Genomic DNA, 17,580 nt, shown 5'->3' on the forward strand with positions numbered 1-17,580 from the left:
GGCCGATAGTCACCCGGGGCCGATGCCGGAGCTACCTGGTCTGAAATCGCCGACTCTCGTACTGCGATTAGCCGACGCGCGCCTGGGCCACTCCCGTGACGGGATTAGGCCGGGCTACTGCGCTCGTTCGGCGGTCTGCGGGGCCATCCAGAAGATCTGCCAGGAATGGCCGTCCGGGTCGTCGTAGCTGCGGCCGTACATGAAGTCCTCATCCTCGGTGTCGCCGGCGGTGCCCCCCGCGGCGATGGCACGCTCAACCAGCGCGTCCACCTCGTCACGACTGTCAACGCTCAGGCACAGGACGCATTCTTTCGCCTTGGACGCATCGGTGGTCGCAACTGGATGGAAGCTGTCAAAGAGGTCGGTCTGCGTCAGCATGGCGAACTGGTTGTCGCCCAGGGCCAGTGCGAGGGCTCGTTCATCGCAGAACCTCTCGTTGAAGCCGTAGCCGAGAGCGGTGAAAAACTCTCGCGAGCGGGTGATGTCGGCAACGGGCAGGTGAACGAACATCATTGCGTGCATCGATTGCTCCTGTGGTCCGCGGCACTCTCCCTCGACTGCCGTCGGACACTTTGACCCGCCGCCCGAGTGGAACTCATCGGGGGCGCCTACCGCAGCGCCTCCCTTCGGCGCGGTCACCGAGCGCACGGGCACCAACAGCGGACGCAATTCGCCTCTGTAGCGTGACGGCCGTGACTTCCTCGCGGATCTACTCTGCTATCGCGCTGGCGGCCTGTGCCGCAGCATCCGTTCTGACCTTCTCCGCGTCGGGCACGGCGACCGCGGCCGGTTCCTGCCCCACCGCGGCGCCGCCGAGTGGCGCAGCGCCGGACTGGACGCTGAGCGGCACCACCGGCAGCGTCGCGGTCACCGGATCCACGGATGCGACAGCGCCCCGCGTGACCGTCACCACACCGTTCAGCGTCAGCCAGACTCAAGTGCACACTCTGCAGGCGGGAACCGGCCCGGTCGTCTCGAACATCGCCCGGGTGTCCGTCTGCTACATGGGCGTCAACGGGCGTGACGGCACGGTGTTCGACAACAGCTACGAACGCGGCGCCCCGGTCGACTTTCCCCTCACCGGCGTGATCACCGGCTTTCAGAAAGCCATCGCCGGACAAAAAGTCGGGTCCACGGTCGGGGTCGCGATGACGCCCGCGGACGGCTACCCCGACGGGCAATCCAGCGCGGGAATCCGTCCGGGCGACTCGCTGGTGTTCGCCATCAAGATCCTCAGCGCCGCCGGCTGAGCGGCGCGCCGGTTCAGATAGCGATCAGCACCAGCAGGAACAGCAACAAGAACGGCACGACCAGCAGGATCGCCAGCACCGCAACCAGGATGCTGACGCCGTTGTAGGGCTGCGGCGGGTAACCCAGGGACCCGGGGCTGAAGCCCCACACCGGCGCCTTGTACTCGAGTTCGACCAGACGACCCGGATAGACGTCGACCACGGTGTCGGCCGCCCCGATCTGTGCGGGCAGCAGGTAGGGCACGTGCACGTGGACCCGGTGCTGGCCGGGCGGCACCGGCAGCACGGTGCGGCCCCACCCGGTGACCGGTGTCTCGTAGCCGTCGATCAGCACCTTCGGCTTGAACAGCGCCAGCATGAACGACAGCGGCGAGAAATGCGTGGTGACGGCCAGGCCTTGGGGAGGCCGCCCGTACTGCGGATAGGTCAAGGCCCGATCAGCGGTACTTGATCAGCAGGGCCATGCCGATGATGGACACCAGCCACAGACCGGTGATGAACAGCGTCAACCGGTCCAGGTTCTTCTCCACCACCGTCGACCCCGACAGGCTGGACTGCACACCACCGCCGAACAGCGTCGACAGGCCGCCACCCTTCGCCCGGTGGAGCAGCACCAGCAACACGACCAGCACGCTGGTGACCACCAGGGTGATCTGCAGGGCCAATTCCATGACCGGCAGCCTACCGAATGCGGGAGCACGCGACAGGCGCCGGGCGGGAAGGTCGCTAATACTGGGACGCATGGTTGAGGTTTCCGACACCGCACTCGAGCCCATCGGCGACGTCCATCGCACCAAGGTGGGCCGCGACGCGACCGAGCCGATGCGGGCCGACATCAGGCTGTTGGGCGCCATTCTCGGCGACACGGTGCGCGAACAAAACGGCGAAGAGGTCTTCGAGCTGGTCGAGCGCGCCCGGGTGGAATCGTTTCGGGTGCGGCGATCCGAGATCGACCGGTCCGAGGTGTCGCGCATGTTCGAAGGCATCGACATCCACGAAGCCATCCCGGTCATCCGCGCCTTCAGCCACTTCGCGCTGCTGGCCAACGTCGCCGAGGACATCCATCGGGAGCGTCGCCGCGCCGTCCACATCGCCGCAGGGGAGCCGCCGCAGGACAGCAGCCTGGCCGCGACGTACCGGAAACTCGAAGAGGCGCAACTGGATTCGAGCACCGTGGCCGAGGCCCTCACAGGTGCGGTGGTGTCTCCGGTCATCACCGCCCACCCCACCGAAACCCGACGGCGCACCGTCTTCGTCACCCAGCGCCGGATCACTGAATTGATGCGGCTGCACGCCGAGGGACACACCCAGACCGACAACGGCCGCAGCGTCGAATCGGAGCTGCGCCGCCAGGTGCTGACCTTGTGGCAGACCGCGCTGATCCGGCTCTCGCGGCTGCAGATCGAAGATGAGATCGCGGTCGGACTGCGGTTGTATTCCTCGGCGTTCTTCGAGGTGCTGCCCAAAGTGAACGCCGAGGTCCGCCAAGCGTTGCGGGAGCGCTGGCCTGACGCCGCCCTGCTGTCGCAGCCGATCCTGCAGCCCGGATCCTGGATCGGAGGGGACCGTGACGGCAACCCGAACGTGACTGCCCAGGTGGTGCGGCTGGCCACCGGCAGCGCCGCCTACACCGCGTTGGCGCACTATCTGGCCGAACTCACCGAGTTGGAGCAGGAGCTGTCCATGTCGTCGCGGCTGCTCAAAGTCACGCCGGACCTGGACGCCCTGGCCGAGGCGTGCCAGGAAAAGGCGCGCGCCGACGAGCCTTATCGGCGGGCAGTGCGAGTGGTGCGGTCCCGGCTTACTGCGACAGCCGCCGCCATCCTCGACGAGCAACCGCAGCACACCCTCGATCTGGGATTGCCGGCCTACGCGACCCCGGCCGAGCTGCGAGCCGATCTCGACACCATCGATGCGTCGCTGCGCACCCACGGCAGCGCATTGCTGGCCGATGACCGGCTGGCGTTGCTGCGCGAAGGCGTGCACATCTTCGGTTTCCACCTCTCTGGTCTGGATCTACGACAGAACTCCGACGTCCATGAGGAAGTCGTCGCGGAGTTGCTGGCCTGGTCCGGTGTGCATCCCGACTATGCGTCGTTGCCAGAAGACGAACGGGTCGAACTGTTGGCTGCCGAGCTGGCCACCCGCCGCCCTTTGGTGCGCGCCGGAGCGAAACTGTCCGACCTGGCCCGCAGCGAGCTGGACATTGTCACCGCCGCCGCACACGCGGTCAAAAGGTACGGTCCGGCCGCGGTGCCCAATTACGTCATTTCCATGTGCCGGTCGGTGTCCGACGTGCTGGAAGCGGCGATCCTGCTCAAAGAAGCAGGACTGCTCGACGCTTCGGGTGCCGAGCCGTACTGTCCGGTCGGGATCTCGCCGCTGTTCGAAACCATCGACGACCTGCACAACGGGGCGGCGATTGTGCAAGCGATGCTGGACCTTCCGGTCTATCGGGGGATGATCACCGCCCGCGGTGACATTCAGGAAGTGATGCTCGGCTATTCCGACTCCAATAAGGACGGCGGCTATCTGGCCTCGAGTTGGGCGGTCTACCGTGCCGAGTTGGCGCTGGTGGAAGCCGCCCGCAAGGCGGGAATCCGGTTGCGGCTCTTCCATGGTCGCGGCGGCACCGTCGGGCGCGGCGGCGGGCCCAGCTACCAAGCGATTCTGGCGCAGCCGCCGGGAGCGGTGAACGGGTCGCTGCGCCTGACCGAGCAGGGTGAGGTGATCGCCGCTAAGTACGCCGAACCCCAGATGGCCCGCCGCAACTTGGAGAGCCTGCTGGCCGCCACCCTTGAATCGACCCTGCTCGATGTCGAGGGACTCGGCGACGAAGCCGAACCCGCCTACGCGGTGCTCGACGAGGTGGCCACTCTGGCCCAGCGCGCCTACGCCGAATTAGTGCACGACACACCGGGTTTCGTGGAGTATTTCAAGGCATCCACGCCGGTCAGCGAGATCGGTTCGCTCAATATCGGCAGCCGGCCGAGCTCCCGCAAGCCCACCGAGTCGATCTCGGACTTGCGTGCCATCCCCTGGGTGTTGGCGTGGAGCCAGTCCCGCGTGATGCTGCCGGGTTGGTACGGCACCGGCACCGCCTTCGAGCAGTGGATCGCGGCGGGGCCGGAGAGTTCAGCGCAGCGGCAGCAGATCCTGCACGACCTGTATCAGCGGTGGCCGTTCTTCCGCAGCGTGCTGTCCAATATGGCGCAGGTGCTGGCCAAGAGCGACTTGGGTCTGGCTGCCCGCTACGCCGAGTTGGTGGATGATGAGGCGTTGCGGCACAGGGTGTTTGACAAGATCGTCGACGAGCACCGCCGCACCATCGCCATGTACAAGCTGATCACCGGCCAAGACGACCTGCTCGCCGACAATCCGGCGTTGGCCCGTTCGGTGTTCAACCGGTTCCCCTACCTCGAGCCGCTGAACCATCTCCAGGTGGAGCTGCTGCGCCGCTACCGCTCGGGTGCGGACGACGAGCTGGTGCAGCGCGGCATCCTGTTGACCATGAACGGGTTGGCCAGCGCGTTACGCAACAGCGGATAACGGGCATCCGGGCCAGATGTCCGACAACGCGTCGTCCATCACTGCGGCCCAGGTGGCCCAGAACTCGGTGTTCGAGCGAGTGGCCCGCGCCGGGTTCGTCGCGAGCGGGCTGTTGCATCTGATCGTCGGCTACCTCGCCATCCGGGTGGCCTTCGGCGACGGCGGTGCTGCCGACCAGTCCGGGGCGCTGGCGACGTTGGCGACCAAGCCAGGTGGGCCCGTGGCGCTGTGGATCGCCGCCGCCGCGTTGCTGACGTTGGGTCTGTGGCGGTTGATCGAGACCTTTCTCGGGCGGGCCACGGATCGAGCCCGGGACGGCTCATCGTCGTCGGGTGCGCTGGACCGGGCAAAGGCCTTCGGAGTCGCCGTCGTCTATCTGGCCTTCGCCTACTCCACCTTCGGGTTCGCCCGGGGCGCAGGGAAATCCGCCAGCGAGCAGAACTCGACGGTCAGTGCACGGCTGATGCAGCACACCGCGGGTACCCTCGCGCTGATCGCCTGCGGCCTGATCATCGTCGGAGTCGGTGTCTACCACATTCACAAGGGCGCCAGCCGCAACTTCCTCGACGACCTGCACGGCAGGTCCGGGAACCTGCTGCGGCGATTGGGCATCGTCGGCTACATCGGCAAGGGCGCGGTGATCGCCGGGGCCGGCGCGCTGGTCGTCGTTGCCGCGTTGCGCTCGGAGCCCAAGAGAGCCACCGGACTCGACGGCGCGCTCAAAACCCTTGGGGCCCAGCCTTACGGGACCGCGCTGTTGATTGCCGCAGGGCTGGGGATCATCACCTACGGCCTGTATTGCTTCGCGTTGGCGAGGCGAACCAAGATGTGAGTGACCGGACGCGCGACTTAACGCACCGACCGGTTACGCAACCGGTCCAGAACACCTCGCACCGCGTGCTCGGTGGCTGACAGCGGCGACATCAGGGTTTCGCTCATGGTCACGATGTCATCGATCCGCGCAACGATGGCTTCCACCGGCTCGACGAGCACCAGGAGCCGCTTGGCGAGGTCGTCCAGGCTGGACATGGTGCGGTCGAGATGATCCAGCCCACTCTCCAGACGTTCAACTGTGGCGTTCAGATTCGACAGTGAATTGTTCAGTTCATTCATCGTGTTGCTCAGACCATCGAGCACGTCTTCGACCTGAACCACCGTCTTGTCGGCGTTCAACGCGGCCTGGGTGAGAGTCTTGAGCCGGCTTCGCTCGGGCCCGTTGCGCGCGGTTCTGTCTGCCATGTGGGTCATTATGACCCCGGTGCGGCTAACCCGAAAGCTTGGATGCGGCGTCCTGGTCAAGCAGCCAGAGCGTCGCTTCGCGGCCCACCGCTCCGGCCGCCGGCAGCGATACCGGGTCGGCCCCGCCGATCGCAGCGGCCACCGCCTCGGCCTTTCCCGCCCCCGACACCAGCAACCACACCTGCCGAGAACGCTGAACTGCGGGCAGTGTCAATGTGATTCGCTGTGGCGGCGGCTTGGGGGAGTCCTCGACCGCCACCACCATGCGGGTGGTCTCGCGCACGGCCGGGGTGTCGGGGAACAGCGAGTTGATATGCCCCTCGGGCCCCACGCCCAGCAGGTGCACGTCGAAATCCGGGGCCGGGTCGCCCCCGTCGGCGTTGGCGGCCAACAGTTGCTCGTAGGCCAGGGCCGCGGCATCCAAGTCAGCGCCGAATTCGCCGTCGCTGGCAGCCATCGGATGCACCTGGCTGGCGGGTATGTCGACGTGGTCGAGCAGCGCCTCACGGGCCTGCTTCTCGTTGCGCTCGTCGTCGTCTTCGGACACGTAGCGTTCGTCGCCCCAGAACCAATGCACCTTCGACCAATCGATCTCGGGGGAGCGGGCGCGCAGATACTTCATCAGCGCAGTGCCGTTGCCGCCTCCGGTCAGCACGATCAGCGCCCGACCCCGGTCCGCCACCGCGGACCGGATGGCCTCGATCAGGCGGTCTCCGGCCGCCTCGACCAGGGCGTCGCTGTCGGGAAAGACTAGGACGTCGGGGCTCACACGTACTCCACTTTCTTGATGCCTTCGAGTGCGGCCAAGTAGATCTCGTCGGCGTCGAGCCGGCGCAGGTCCTCGGCCAAACACTCACCGGTTTCCCTGCGCGCCAACGGAACCAGCGCATCGGGCCGTGCGGTGCGGCTCAGTGTCGCCGTCACCCCCTCCTGCGGGCGGCTCAACACGATGGTCTCGCTCTTGCGCGCCAGTTCCACTTTGAGTTCACCGACCGTTCGGCGCACCGGGCCGTCGATCCGGCTGGCCAGCCAGCCTGCCAAAACATCAAGCGCGGGTTCGGTTTTCAAGCCCGACACCAGTGCGGATTCGATCGGCTCGTGCGGCGGCTGGTCGACGGCGGAGGTCAGGAGCGCCCGCCAGTAGGTGATGCGGCTCCAGGCCAGATCGGTGTCCCCGCCGGTGTATCCGGGCAACCGGCTCTTGATGGCCGACAACGGGTCGGTCCCGTTGGTGGCATCGGTGATTCGCCGAATCGCCAACTTACCCACCGGATCCTCGGCGGGTTTCGCCGGAGCGATGTCGGGCCACCACGCCACCACCGGGATGTCGGGCAGCAGGAAGGGAATGACCACGCTGTCAGCGTGGTTGGCCAGCGGTCCCGAAAGCTGCAGGATCACCACTTCACCGGCGCCCGCGTCCGCCCCGACGCGCAGTTGCGCATCCAGGCGGGCTTTCTCGGCATACGGGTCGCCGCGCATGGCGACGATGATGCGGCTGGGGTGTTCGTGGCTGGCGTCGTTGGCTGCCTTGATCGACTCTTCCAGTACGGCATCGCTGTCCGGCACGATGATCAGCGTCAGCACCCGGCCCATCGTGACGGCGCCGATCTCGTCACGCAGCTTGTCCAGCTTCTTGTTGATCGCCGTGGTGGTGGTTTCAGGCAGGTCGACGATCATCTCCGCCGCTCCTCCTCATCGCTTCGCTCTGCATCGTCGCCGGCGGGGATCATTGGCGCCGCTCCTCCTCCTCATGCGCAATCACGGGCGCCGCCATTCGCGGCCGGTCCGGCGCAGCATCTCAAAAGCCGACTCCGGGCCCCACGTCCCCGCTTCGTACGGATCGGGCTTGCCGTGCGAGGCCCAATTGTCCAAGGCGGGATCCAGTATTTGCCAGGCCAATTCGACTTCCTCATTGACCGGGAACAGGGACGGCTCGCCGAGCAGCACATCGAGGATCAGCCGCTCGTAGGCCTCCGGAGAATCCTCTGCGAACGCCGATCCGTACGAGAAGTCCATGTTGACGTCGCGGACTTCCATCGCGCTGCCCGGCACCTTGGATCCGAACCGCAAGGTGATGCCCTCGTCGGGCTGCACCCGGATGACCATCGCGTTGGCGCCGAGTTCGTCGGTCATGGTGGCGTCGAACGGCAGATGGGGCGCGCGTTTGAACACCAGGGCGATCTCGGTGACCCTGCGGCCCAGCCGTTTTCCGGTGCGCAGGTAGAACGGCACCCCGGCCCACCGGCGAGTGTCGACCTCCAAGGTGATGGCGGCGAATGTCTCGGTGACGGAGTCCTTGGCGAACCCCTCCTCGTCGAGCAGACCGACCACTTTCTCACCGCCCTGCCAACCGGCGGCATATTGGCCGCGGCTGGTGGTCTCGTCCAGCGGTTCGGCCAACCGGGTCGCCGACAACACCTTGATCTTCTCGGTCTGCAACGCTCGCGGGTTGAAGCTGACCGGCTCTTCCATGGCGGTCAGCGCCAGCAACTGCATCAGGTGGTTCTGGATGACGTCGCGAGCCGCGCCGATACCGTCGTAGTAGCCGGCCCGGCCACCCAGGCCGATGTCTTCGGCCATGGTGATCTGCACGTGGTCGACGTAGTGCGCGTTCCAGATCGGGTCGAAGAACTGATTGGCGAACCGCAACGCCAGGATGTTCTGAACCGTCTCCTTGCCCAGGTAGTGGTCGATGCGAAAGACGGCCTCTTCGGGGAACACCGCGTTGACCGACTTGTTGAGGTCCTCGGCGCTGTCCAAGTCGTGGCCGAAGGGTTTCTCGATGACCACGCGGCTCCAGCGCTCACCCTGCGGGCGCGCCAACCCGGACCGGTGCAGCTGGTCGCAGACCACCGGAAACGACTTGGGCGGGATCGCCAGATAAAACGCATGGTTGCCGCCAGTGCCCCGCTCGGCGTCCAGCTTGTCCAGCGTCTCGGCGAGTCGGTCGAACGCGTCGTCGTCGTCGAAAGCCCCTGGGACGAAACGGAATCCCTCGGCCAGGCGATCCCAGTTCTCCTGCCGGAACGGAGTGCGGCAGTGTTCCTTGACGGCCTGGTACACCACCTTCTGGAAGTCCTGGGTTTCCCAGTCCCGCCGGGCGAAGCCGACCAGGCCAAAGGTGGGCGGCAGCAGCCCGCGGTTGGCCAGGTCGTAGATCGCCGGCATCACCTTTTTGCGGGCCAGGTCGCCGGTGACACCGAAGATCACCATCGCGCACGAGCCCGCGATTCTGGGAAGCCGTTTATCCAGTTTGTCCCGTAACGGGTTTTGCCATTGAGTGGCGGCGGAATTCGAACTCATTTGTCCGCGGAGTCGAGCTGCGCCTGGGTTTCCTTGAGCAGCTCGTTCCAAGACTCCTCGAACTTATCCACGCCCTCGTTCTCCAGCACGATGAACACGTCGTCCAGGTCGATGCCGATGTCCTTCAACTTGTCGAAGACCTGCTGAGCTTCCGACGCGGTGCCGCTGACGGTGTCGCCCTTGATCTCGCCGTGGTCGGCGACGGCCTCAATCGTCTTCTCCGGCATGGTGTTCACGGTGTTCGGCGCCACCAGCTCGGTGACATAGAGGGTGTCGGAGTAGTCGGGGTTCTTGACGCCCGTCGACGCCCACAGCGGTCGCTGCACCCGGGCGCCGTCGGCCTTGAGCGCCTCGAAGCGCTCGCCGCCTTCGAAAACCTCTTGGTAGGCCGCGTAAGCCAGCCGCGCGTTTGCGACGGCGGCCTGCCCGAGCAGTGCGCGCGCTTCGTCGGAGTCGATCTTCTCCAGCCGCTTGTCCACTTCGGTGTCCACGCGGGAGACGAAAAAGGAGGCCACCGAATGGATTTTGGACAGGTCGTGGCCGGCTTCCTTCGCCTTCTCCAGTCCCTCGAGGTAAGCATCCATGACCGCGCGGTGGCGTTCCACCGAGAAGATCAGGGTGACGTTGACCGAAATGCCTTCGGCGAGAACGGAGCTGATGGCCGGAATGCCTTCCTCCGTGGCGGGAATCTTGATGAACAGGTTGGGCCGATCGACGATCTTCCACAGCTCGATGGCCTGCTGAATGGTCTTGTCAGCGTCGCGCGCCATGCGCGGGTCGACCTCGATGGACACCCGGCCGTCGACTCCATCGGAGGACTCCCACTGCGGCCGCAAGACGTCGCAGGCGTTGCGCACGTCATCGGTGGTCACCGTGCGGATCGTGGCTTCCACGTCGGCGCCGCGCTCGGCCAATTCGGCGATCTGATCGTTGTAGGTGTCGCTGTCGGCCAACGCCTTCTGGAAGATCGACGGGTTGGTCGTCACGCCGACGACACTCTTGGTGTCGATCAGCTCTTGCAGATTGCCTGACTTCAACCGGTCGCGGGACAAGTCGTCGAGCCAAACGGATACTCCGGCCTCGCTCAACGCGGCAAGGTTAGGGTTCTGGGTCATCTGGATCACCCTTTCTCAGTTGTCCAGTGCTCGTTCCGCCGCGTCGGCGACGGCTTCAGCGGTGAAGCCGTACTCACGGAACAAGGTCTTGTAGTCGGCGGATTCGCCGTAGTGCTCGATCGAGATGATCTCGCCGGTGTCACCCACCAGTTTGTGCCAGGACTGCCCGACGGCGGCTTCGACGGCCACCCGGGCCGACACCGACGGCGGCAGCACGCTGTCGCGGTACTCCTGCGGCTGGGTTTCGAACCACTCCACACACGGCATCGACACCACCCGGGCGACAATGTCCTTGTCCGCCAACAACTTCTGCGCGGCGACGGCGAGTTGGACTTCGGAGCCGGTGGCAATCAGCACGACGTCGGGATCCTCACCGCTATCGTCGCCCAACACGTAGCCGCCCCGAGCGACACCGTCGATGTTGGTGCCTTCGAGCACCGGCACATTCTGGCGGGTCAGGATCAACCCCACCGGCCCGCTGCCGTTGCCGCGGGCCAACACCGTGCGCCACGCGTAGGCGGTCTCGTTGGCGTCGGCGGGCCGCACCACCGAGAGGTTGGGAATGGCGCGCAATGCCGAAAGGTGCTCGATCGGTTGATGGGTCGGGCCGTCTTCGCCCAGACCGACCGAGTCGTGCGTCCACACATAGATGGTGTCGATGTCCATCAGGGACGCCAACCGCACCGCCGGGCGCATGTAGTCGGAGAACTGCAGGAAGGTGCCACCGTAGGCGCGGGTGGGACCGTGCAGCACGATGCCGGACAGGATGGCGCCCATGGCATGTTCGCGCACCCCGAAATGCAGGGTGCGGCCGTACCAGTGGGCGGTGTAGTCCTTGGTCGAGATCGACGGCGGGCCGAAAGAATCGGCGCCCTTGATCGTGGTGTTGTTGCTGCCCGCCAGGTCGGCCGAACCTCCCCACAGCTCGGGCAGCTTCGAGCCCAACACGTTCAGCACTTCGTTCGAGGCCTTACGGGTGGCGATCTCATCGGAGCCCGGTTCCCAGTGCGGCAACTCGGCATCCCAGCCGTCGGGCAACTCCTCGGCGGTCAACCGGTCCAGCAGCGCCTTGCGCTCGGGCTCGCGTTGCGCCCACGCATCGAACTCGGTCTGCCACTTCTCGTGCGCTTCCTTGCCCCGATCCACCAGCTTGCGGGTGTGGGCGATGACCTCGTCGCGCACCTCGAACGTCTTGTCCGGGTCGAAGCCGAGGATCTTCTTGACCTCGGCGACTTCTTCGTCGCCCAGCGCGGCGCCGTGCGCCTTACCGGTGTTCATCAGGTTGGGAGCCGGATAGCCGATGATGGTGCGCACAGCGATGAACGAGGGCCGGTCGGTGACGGCCTTGGCGTTGGCGATGGCCTCCTCGATGGCGACGACGTTCTCGCCGCCTTCGACTTCCTGCACGTGCCAGCCGTAGGCGCGGTAGCGGGCGGCGGTGTCCTCGCACAGCGCGATGTTGGTGTCGTCCTCGATCGAGATCTGGTTGCGGTCGTAGAAGACGATCAAGTTGCCCAGTTGCTGGACACCGGCCAGCGACGACGCCTCGGAGGTCACGCCTTCTTCGATGTCGCCGTCGGAGGCGATGACATAGATGAAGTGGTCGAAGGGGCTGGTGCCCGGTTCGGCGTCGGGATCGAACAAGCCGCGCTCATAGCGCGACGCCATGGCCATGCCGACCGCGGAAGCCAGTCCCTGGCCCAGCGGGCCGGTGGTGATCTCCACGCCCTTGGTGTGCCGGAACTCCGGATGCCCGGGTGTCTTCGACTTCCAGGTCCGCAGCGACTCGATGTCGTCCAGTTCCAAGCCGAACCCGCCGAGGTAGAGCTGCAAGTACAGGGTCAGGCTGCTGTGTCCGGCCGACAACACGAACCGGTCGCGGCCCAGCCAGTGCACGTCGCTGGGGTCGTGGCGCATCGTGCGCTGGAACAAGGTGTAGGCCAGCGGCGCCAGGCTCATCGCCGTTCCGGGGTGGCCGTTACCGACCTTCTGGACGGCATCGGCGGCCAGTACCCGGATGGTGTCGACCGCAGCCGAATCGATCTCGGTCCAGTCGTCGGGGTGGCTCGGTCGGGTGAGGGCGGAGATCTCTTCGGTAGTGGTCAAAGTTCAGTCCTCAGTACTGGGTCATCAAACTGATCAATCCCACCCTAGTGCCGGATGGGGGGCTGGTGCAGGCCCAGAATGGGGTGTACCCAACGCGCGCGTTGTGAAAAATTGTTGTTGACGATTCCCGCTTTGCATTCCGGGCGTCGATACCGGAAAAATCGCCTGAACCGACCCTGCGGCGCTGCCACGGTGGTCATCCGGTCTACCATCGTGCGTAGTAGAAGCTGCGCGCGGCTGCAATCCCCGAGGAGTTAATGCGTGAGCGTTCGCGGGCGCGTCGCGCCGAGCCGAAGCACTGGCACCGCCCGCCGGGCTCTGGCACGGGTGCTGGCCCCTGTGTTGGCTTATGTGGCGTTGACCAAGCCACGGGTGATCGAGCTGTTGCTGGTCACCGCGATCCCGGCGATGCTGCTGGCCGACCGTGGCGCCGTTCATCCGCTGTTGATCCTCAACACGCTCATCGGCGGCATGATGGCCGCTGCCGGCGCCAACACGCTCAACTGTGTGGCGGACGCCGATATCGACAAGGTCATGAAACGCACGGCGCGGCGACCTTTGGCGCGGGCCGCGGTACCCACCCGAAACGCCCTGGTTCTGGGGTTGCTGCTGAGTGTCGGCTCGTTCTTCTGGCTGTGGTGGACGGCGAACCTGCTGTCCGGGCTGCTGGCCGTGGCCACCATCGCGTTCTACGTCTTCGTTTACACGCTGCTGCTCAAGCGCCGCACCTCGCAGAACGTGGTGTGGGGCGGCGCGGCCGGCTGCATGCCGGTGATGATCGGTTGGTCGGCGATCACCGGCACCATCACCTGGCCGGCTCTGGTGATGTTCGCGATCATCTTCTTCTGGACGCCGCCGCACACCTGGGCGTTGGCGATGCGATACAAAGAGGACTACAAAGCGGCCGGGGTGCCGATGCTTCCCGCCGTGGCCACCGAGCAGAAGGTGACCAAACAGATCCTCATCTACACGTGGCTGACCGTGCTGGCGACGCTGGCGCTGGCGTTGGCCACTGGCTGGTTGTACGCGGCCGTGGCGTTGGTAGCCGGGGTGTGGTTCCTGGCGATGGCGCACCAGCTCTATGCCGGGGTCCGCGCCGGTGAACCGGTGAAGCCGCTACGGCTGTTCCTGCAATCGAACAACTACCTGGCCGTGGTGTTCTGCGCGCTCGCCGTCGACTCGGTCATCGCGCTGCCGACGTTGCTCTGACGCTCACGGCAGCAACACGATCGAGCCGGTTGTCTTCCGGCCCTGCAGATCTCGATGCGCACGAGCCGCGTCGGCCAGCGGGTAACGCCCACAGACCTCGACGGTGACGGCTTCATCGCCGATCAGGGAGAAAAGCTCGCCGGCGCGCCGGCTGAATTCCTCGCCGCTGCGGATGAAGTGCGCCAACGACGGCCGGGTGAGGTATACCGACCCGGCGGCGTTGAGCCGTTGCGGATCGAACGGCGGGACCGGTCCGCTGGCGGCACCGAACAGCGCCAAGGTGCCGCGCACGGCCAGGCTGGCCAGGCTCGCGTCGAAGGTGCTGGCGCCGACGCCGTCGTAAACGACGGCCACACCTGCGCCGTCGGTCAGCGCACGCACCTTGTCGCCGAATGCCTGGGGGTCGTCAGGGTAGGGAAGCACTTCCTCGGCGCCGGCCTCCTTGGACCGGCGGGCCTTTTCGTCGGTGGACACGGTGGTGATCACCCGCGCGCCCAGGTGTTTGGCCCACTGCGTCAGGATCAGCCCGACGCCGCCGGCGCCGGCGTGGACCAGCACCCTGTCGCCGTCCTGCACTGGATATACCGACGTCAGCAGGTAGTGGGCGGTCAGTCCCTTCAACAGGACCGAAGCCGCCACCTCGGCGGTGACGTGGTCGGGCAGCTTGGCGGTCAACGTCGTTGGCGCAACCGAGAAGTCGGCATACGCCCCCGCCGCCGAGGCGCTCACCACCCGGTCGCCCACGGCGAAACCCGAATCGGCGCCCTCACCCAGCGCCGACACCGTCCCGGCGACCTCCGAGCCGAGGACGAACGGCAGCGAACGCGGATAGTGGCCGGAGCGAAAGTAAGTGTCGATGTAGTTGACGCCGATCGCTTCGGCCTTGATCACCAGTTCGCCGGGCCCTGGTTCGGGCGCGGGCATCTCGACGTAGTTCAGGACCTCGGGGCCGCCGGTTTGGCCGACTTCGATTGCGTGCACGTGGAATATCATGCCCGAGCATGAGACTGGCCCGGCCGGACGTCTTCCACCCGCGCATCGTCTTGGCCGGCTGTCCGCGTAAGGTCGCCGGTGACGGCGACGACGCCGGGCTGGTGGCGGCATTGCGCAGCCGGGGCCTGCACGCCCGGTGGTTGTCCTGGGACGACCCGGACACCGCCGACGCGCATCTGGTGATCTTGCGAGCCCCCCGCGATTACGGCGAGCGGCTCGACGATTTCCTAGCCTGGACCACCACGGTGCCCAACCTGCTCAACCCGGCGGCCGTGGTGGCCTGGAACGCCGACCGCCGGTATTTGCAGGACCTGGCGAACGGGGGAGTGCCGACCGTGGCGGGGCGCACCTATCGGCCGGGGGAGCAGGTCGACTGGCCCGACGCCGAGCACGTCTTCGTCGGACCGTCCGTCGGGACCGGGTCGCGGCGCTTCAGTGACCGGTCCGCGGCGCATACCTATATCGCCGAGCTGCACGCCACCGGCCGCGGCGTGCTGGTGCAGCCGGGTTCCTCAGAGCCGCACACGGTGCTGGTCTTCGTCGGCAGCACACCGTCGCACGCGTTCGTGCCCCGCGGCGACGCGCTGCATCAAGGCGAGGCGGATTTCGAGATCTGGGACGCCGGCGCCCTCGCGCTCACCGCCGCCGCGGGCCAGGCCGGTGTCGGGGCCGACGAATTGCTCTGTGCCCGAGTCGAATTGGTAGGCGTGCGGGTGCTCGAAGTGCAGTTGATCGACCCGTCGCTGGGGTGGCGGCACTTGGACGCCCATACCCGCGGCCTGGCTCAACGCAACTTCGCGTTGGCCGTGGAGTCAGCTTTGCAGCGGCTCGGGCTTGGCCCGTTCTCGCATCGACGCCCATAGGGCGGCGGTGGCCGCCGTGCACGCCGCGGCACCGGCCACATGGACGGCGACCAGCGCGGCCGGCACCCCGGTGAAGTACTGGGTCGTGCCGACGCCCGCCTGGGCGAAGACCAGCGCCACCAGCACCCCCAGCCGCAGCACCACCGCGCGGCTGGCTTGTACCGCCAGCAGTCCGAAACCCAGCCCGACGAGCAGCGCCAGGTAGGACACCAGCAGCGACGAATGCATGTGCACCAGCGTGGTGATTTCCACTTTGAGGCGGGGCACCGTCCGGCTGGGACTTTTGTCACCGGCGTGTGGCCCGGCCGCGGTGACCAGCGTGCCCGTCACCAACACGGCCGCCAGATTCAGCGCGCTCAACACCGTCAGCAGACGCAGCGGCCTGGGGACGCGCTCGGTGACCACGCCGTCGTCGGGTTCCCCGACCTTGACGTAGAGCAGCACCGACAGCCACACCATGGTCATCGAGGTCAGCAGGTGAATGGCCACCGTCCACCACAGCAGGCCGGTGCGCACGGTGATCCCGCCGATCACGGCTTGCACCACCGTCGAGGCGGGCATCAGCCAGGCGTAGACCAACACCTCGGTGCGCCGACGCGCCCGGATGACGGCCAGCACCGCCAGCGCCGCGGTGATCACCACGGCGAAGGTGATCATGCGATTGCCGAACTCGACCGCCTGGTGGATGCGCGGCACCTCAGAGACCGCTACCGGGGTGAAGCTACCGGGGAAGCATTGCGGCCAGGTTGGGCAGCCGAGCCCGGAGGCGGTGACCCGGACGATGGCGCCGGTGACAGCAATGCCGCCCTGCGTGAGGATGACGGCGAAGGCGATGACCCGCTGGACACCAAGACTGGGGTCGGGGAGCAGATCCACCAACCGCCTCAGCGTTCGTTTGACGGGCACCGCCCGATGGTAGCGACGACTACGGGGCGTAGTAGAAGCGGGCGGGTGGCGCCGAGATTGCGGTGAGGGTTGTGCCGTGAGCGTTGCCGCGACCGTGACGGTGATCTCGCTGACTGCTGGGCGGGCCTACCGGCGGGCACTATGGACGAGGACGGTAGGCCAGACATCAGCGGAGCGACAGAAGAGGGAAACCTACATGAGCAAGATCCCGACCATCGAACTCAACGACGGCGCGCACATCCCGCAACTCGGTTTCGGTGTCTTCCAGATCGAGCCCAAGGAAACCGCCGCGGCGGTGGCAGCCGCGCTGGAAATCGGTTATCGGCACATCGATACCGCGCAGATGTACGGCAACGAGAAGGAAGTCGCTCAGGGCATCCAAAAGGCGGGCCTGGACCGGGCCGATGTCTTCATCACCAGCAAGCTCAACAACGGTTTTCACCAGCCCGACGACGCCCGCCGCGCGTTCGACGCCACGCTGAGCGCCATCGAGTCCGACTACGTCGACCTGTTCCTCATCCACTGGCCGTTGCCCACGCGATACGGCGGCGATTTCGTCTCCACCTGGCGGGTGCTCGAAGAGTTCGCCCGGGACGGGCGGGCCCGCAGCATCGGCGTCTCGAACTTTCAGCCGGCCCACCTCGAGTTGCTGGCCAAAGAAACCGACACCGTGCCCGCGGTGAACCAGATCGAGGCACATCCCTACTTCCTGAACGACGAGGTCCGCGCCTACGGCAAGGAGCACGGAATCGCGACCGAGGCGTGGTCGCCGATCGCTCAGGGCAAGGTTCTCGATGACCCGGTCCTCGGGCGAATCGCCGACAAATGCGGCAAGTCGCCCGCGCAGGTCGTGTTGCGTTGGCACATCCAGCGCGGTGACATCGTGTTTCCCAAGTCGGTGTCTCCCGAGCGGATGAAGTCGAATTTCGAGCTGTTCGATTTCGAGCTGGCCACCTCGGATATGGACGCGATCTCCGCTCTCGACAAGGGCGAAGCCGGCAGAACCGGTGGCAACCCCGATACGTTCGACTACATACCGGACTGACC

Annotated in this window: 17 protein-coding genes; 6 read left to right on the forward strand and 11 right to left on the reverse strand. The window is 66.3% G+C overall.

The annotated features are described in order from the left end of the window. Positions 1-114: 114 nt before the first annotated feature. Positions 115-522, reverse strand: a complete 408-nt coding sequence (locus I2456_RS11065) for a VOC family protein (protein ID WP_068164760.1) — start codon at positions 520-522, stop codon at positions 115-117. 161 nt (positions 523-683) lie between these two features. On the opposite strand from I2456_RS11065, the gene I2456_RS11070 reads away from it, so the two are divergent. Next, positions 684-1,250: an FKBP-type peptidyl-prolyl cis-trans isomerase gene (locus tag I2456_RS11070; RefSeq protein WP_085075773.1), complete on the forward strand. Its 567-nt coding sequence runs from the start codon at positions 684-686 to the stop codon at positions 1,248-1,250. Between the two features lie 13 nt (positions 1,251-1,263). On the opposite strand, the gene I2456_RS11075 is transcribed toward I2456_RS11070, so the two are convergent. Continuing rightward, positions 1,264-1,680 (reverse strand): hypothetical protein, encoded by a 417-nt coding sequence (locus I2456_RS11075; RefSeq protein ID WP_241007920.1) that lies wholly within the window; start codon positions 1,678-1,680, stop codon positions 1,264-1,266. Positions 1,681-1,687: 7 nt separating this feature from the next. Continuing rightward, on the reverse strand, positions 1,688-1,921 hold the full coding sequence (gene secG, locus I2456_RS11080; RefSeq protein WP_068031776.1) for a preprotein translocase subunit SecG: 234 nt from the start codon (positions 1,919-1,921) through the stop codon (positions 1,688-1,690). A 70-nt stretch (positions 1,922-1,991) separates the two neighbouring features. Between secG and ppc the strand changes: the two genes are divergently transcribed. Beyond that, entirely contained in the window at positions 1,992-4,799 is a 2,808-nt protein-coding gene (ppc, locus tag I2456_RS11085) for a phosphoenolpyruvate carboxylase (protein WP_085075772.1), read from the forward strand. Positions 4,800-4,815: 16 nt separating this feature from the next. Beyond that, positions 4,816-5,631, forward strand: a complete 816-nt coding sequence (locus I2456_RS11090; protein ID WP_085075771.1) for a DUF1206 domain-containing protein — start codon at positions 4,816-4,818, stop codon at positions 5,629-5,631. 17 nt (positions 5,632-5,648) lie between these two features. Here the strand turns inward: I2456_RS11090 and I2456_RS11095 are convergent, their stop codons facing one another. From I2456_RS11095 to tkt, 6 genes are all read right to left on the reverse strand, one after another. Beyond that, positions 5,649-6,047: an ATPase gene (locus I2456_RS11095; protein WP_085075770.1), complete on the reverse strand. Its 399-nt coding sequence runs from the start codon at positions 6,045-6,047 to the stop codon at positions 5,649-5,651. Positions 6,048-6,063: 16 nt separating this feature from the next. Next, positions 6,064-6,807 carry a 6-phosphogluconolactonase gene (pgl, locus tag I2456_RS11100; RefSeq protein ID WP_085075769.1) on the reverse strand — a complete coding sequence of 248 codons (744 nt, stop codon included), beginning with the start codon at positions 6,805-6,807 and terminating at the stop codon, positions 6,064-6,066. Further along, positions 6,804-7,715 carry a glucose-6-phosphate dehydrogenase assembly protein OpcA gene (gene opcA, locus I2456_RS11105; protein ID WP_085075768.1) on the reverse strand — a complete coding sequence of 304 codons (912 nt, stop codon included), beginning with the start codon at positions 7,713-7,715 and terminating at the stop codon, positions 6,804-6,806. Before opcA ends, pgl begins: the two co-directional genes overlap by 4 nt. Positions 7,716-7,796: 81 nt before the next feature. After that, positions 7,797-9,341, reverse strand: coding sequence for a glucose-6-phosphate dehydrogenase (gene zwf / locus I2456_RS11110; RefSeq protein ID WP_085075767.1), 1,545 nt, complete (start codon positions 9,339-9,341; stop codon positions 7,797-7,799). Then, positions 9,338-10,456, reverse strand: coding sequence for a transaldolase (tal, locus tag I2456_RS11115; RefSeq protein ID WP_068032399.1), 1,119 nt, complete (start codon positions 10,454-10,456; stop codon positions 9,338-9,340). The genes zwf and tal overlap by 4 nt, the downstream gene beginning before the upstream one ends. A 15-nt stretch (positions 10,457-10,471) precedes the next feature. Then, complete coding sequence (gene tkt / locus I2456_RS11120; protein WP_068031798.1) at positions 10,472-12,562, reverse strand: transketolase; 2,091 nt, start codon at positions 12,560-12,562, stop codon at positions 10,472-10,474. Between the two features lie 261 nt (positions 12,563-12,823). On the opposite strand from tkt, the gene I2456_RS11125 reads away from it, so the two are divergent. Further along, positions 12,824-13,771, forward strand: coding sequence for a heme o synthase (locus I2456_RS11125; protein ID WP_068031800.1), 948 nt, complete (start codon positions 12,824-12,826; stop codon positions 13,769-13,771). Positions 13,772-13,774: 3 nt separating this feature from the next. Here the strand turns inward: I2456_RS11125 and I2456_RS11130 are convergent, their stop codons facing one another. After that, complete coding sequence (locus I2456_RS11130; RefSeq protein ID WP_085075803.1) at positions 13,775-14,752, reverse strand: quinone oxidoreductase family protein; 978 nt, start codon at positions 14,750-14,752, stop codon at positions 13,775-13,777. Between the two features lie 20 nt (positions 14,753-14,772). Here I2456_RS11130 and I2456_RS11135 point away from each other — a divergent pair, with 20 nt between their 5' ends. Beyond that, on the forward strand, positions 14,773-15,627 hold the full coding sequence (locus I2456_RS11135; protein WP_085075766.1) for an ATP-grasp domain-containing protein: 855 nt from the start codon (positions 14,773-14,775) through the stop codon (positions 15,625-15,627). On the opposite strand, the gene I2456_RS11140 is transcribed toward I2456_RS11135, so the two are convergent. Beyond that, positions 15,577-16,506: a COX15/CtaA family protein gene (locus I2456_RS11140; protein ID WP_139823350.1), complete on the reverse strand. Its 930-nt coding sequence runs from the start codon at positions 16,504-16,506 to the stop codon at positions 15,577-15,579. The two genes, I2456_RS11135 and I2456_RS11140, sit on opposite strands and share 51 nt — an antisense overlap. Before the next feature lie 223 nt (positions 16,507-16,729). On the opposite strand from I2456_RS11140, the gene I2456_RS11145 reads away from it, so the two are divergent. Further along, entirely contained in the window at positions 16,730-17,578 is an 849-nt protein-coding gene (locus I2456_RS11145) for an aldo/keto reductase (protein WP_085075764.1), read from the forward strand. The last annotated feature ends 2 nt before the right edge of the window (positions 17,579-17,580 follow it).

The sequence above is a fragment of the Mycobacterium kubicae genome (assembly GCF_015689175.1).
In the GTDB taxonomy this organism is placed as follows: domain Bacteria; phylum Actinomycetota; class Actinomycetes; order Mycobacteriales; family Mycobacteriaceae; genus Mycobacterium; species Mycobacterium kubicae.

What these genes read in the sequence shown, in the direction of transcription:
- I2456_RS11065 (WP_068164760.1), bottom strand. Translation starts at nt 522, where the DNA reads ATGCACGCAATGATGTTCGTTCACCTGCCCGTTGCCGACATCACCCGC.
- secG (WP_068031776.1), bottom strand. Translation starts at nt 1,921, where the DNA reads ATGGAATTGGCCCTGCAGATCACCCTGGTGGTCACCAGCGTGCTGGTC.
- ppc (WP_085075772.1), top strand. Translation starts at nt 1,992, where the DNA reads ATGGTTGAGGTTTCCGACACCGCACTCGAGCCCATCGGCGACGTCCAT.
- I2456_RS11090 (WP_085075771.1), top strand. Translation starts at nt 4,816, where the DNA reads ATGTCCGACAACGCGTCGTCCATCACTGCGGCCCAGGTGGCCCAGAAC.
- I2456_RS11095 (WP_085075770.1), bottom strand. Translation starts at nt 6,047, where the DNA reads ATGACCCACATGGCAGACAGAACCGCGCGCAACGGGCCCGAGCGAAGC.
- opcA (WP_085075768.1), bottom strand. Translation starts at nt 7,715, where the DNA reads ATGATCGTCGACCTGCCTGAAACCACCACCACGGCGATCAACAAGAAG.
- zwf (WP_085075767.1), bottom strand. Translation starts at nt 9,341, where the DNA reads ATGAGTTCGAATTCCGCCGCCACTCAATGGCAAAACCCGTTACGGGAC.
- tal (WP_068032399.1), bottom strand. Translation starts at nt 10,456, where the DNA reads ATGACCCAGAACCCTAACCTTGCCGCGTTGAGCGAGGCCGGAGTATCC.
- I2456_RS11135 (WP_085075766.1), top strand. Translation starts at nt 14,773, where the DNA reads ATGAGACTGGCCCGGCCGGACGTCTTCCACCCGCGCATCGTCTTGGCC.
- I2456_RS11145 (WP_085075764.1), top strand. Translation starts at nt 16,730, where the DNA reads ATGAGCAAGATCCCGACCATCGAACTCAACGACGGCGCGCACATCCCG.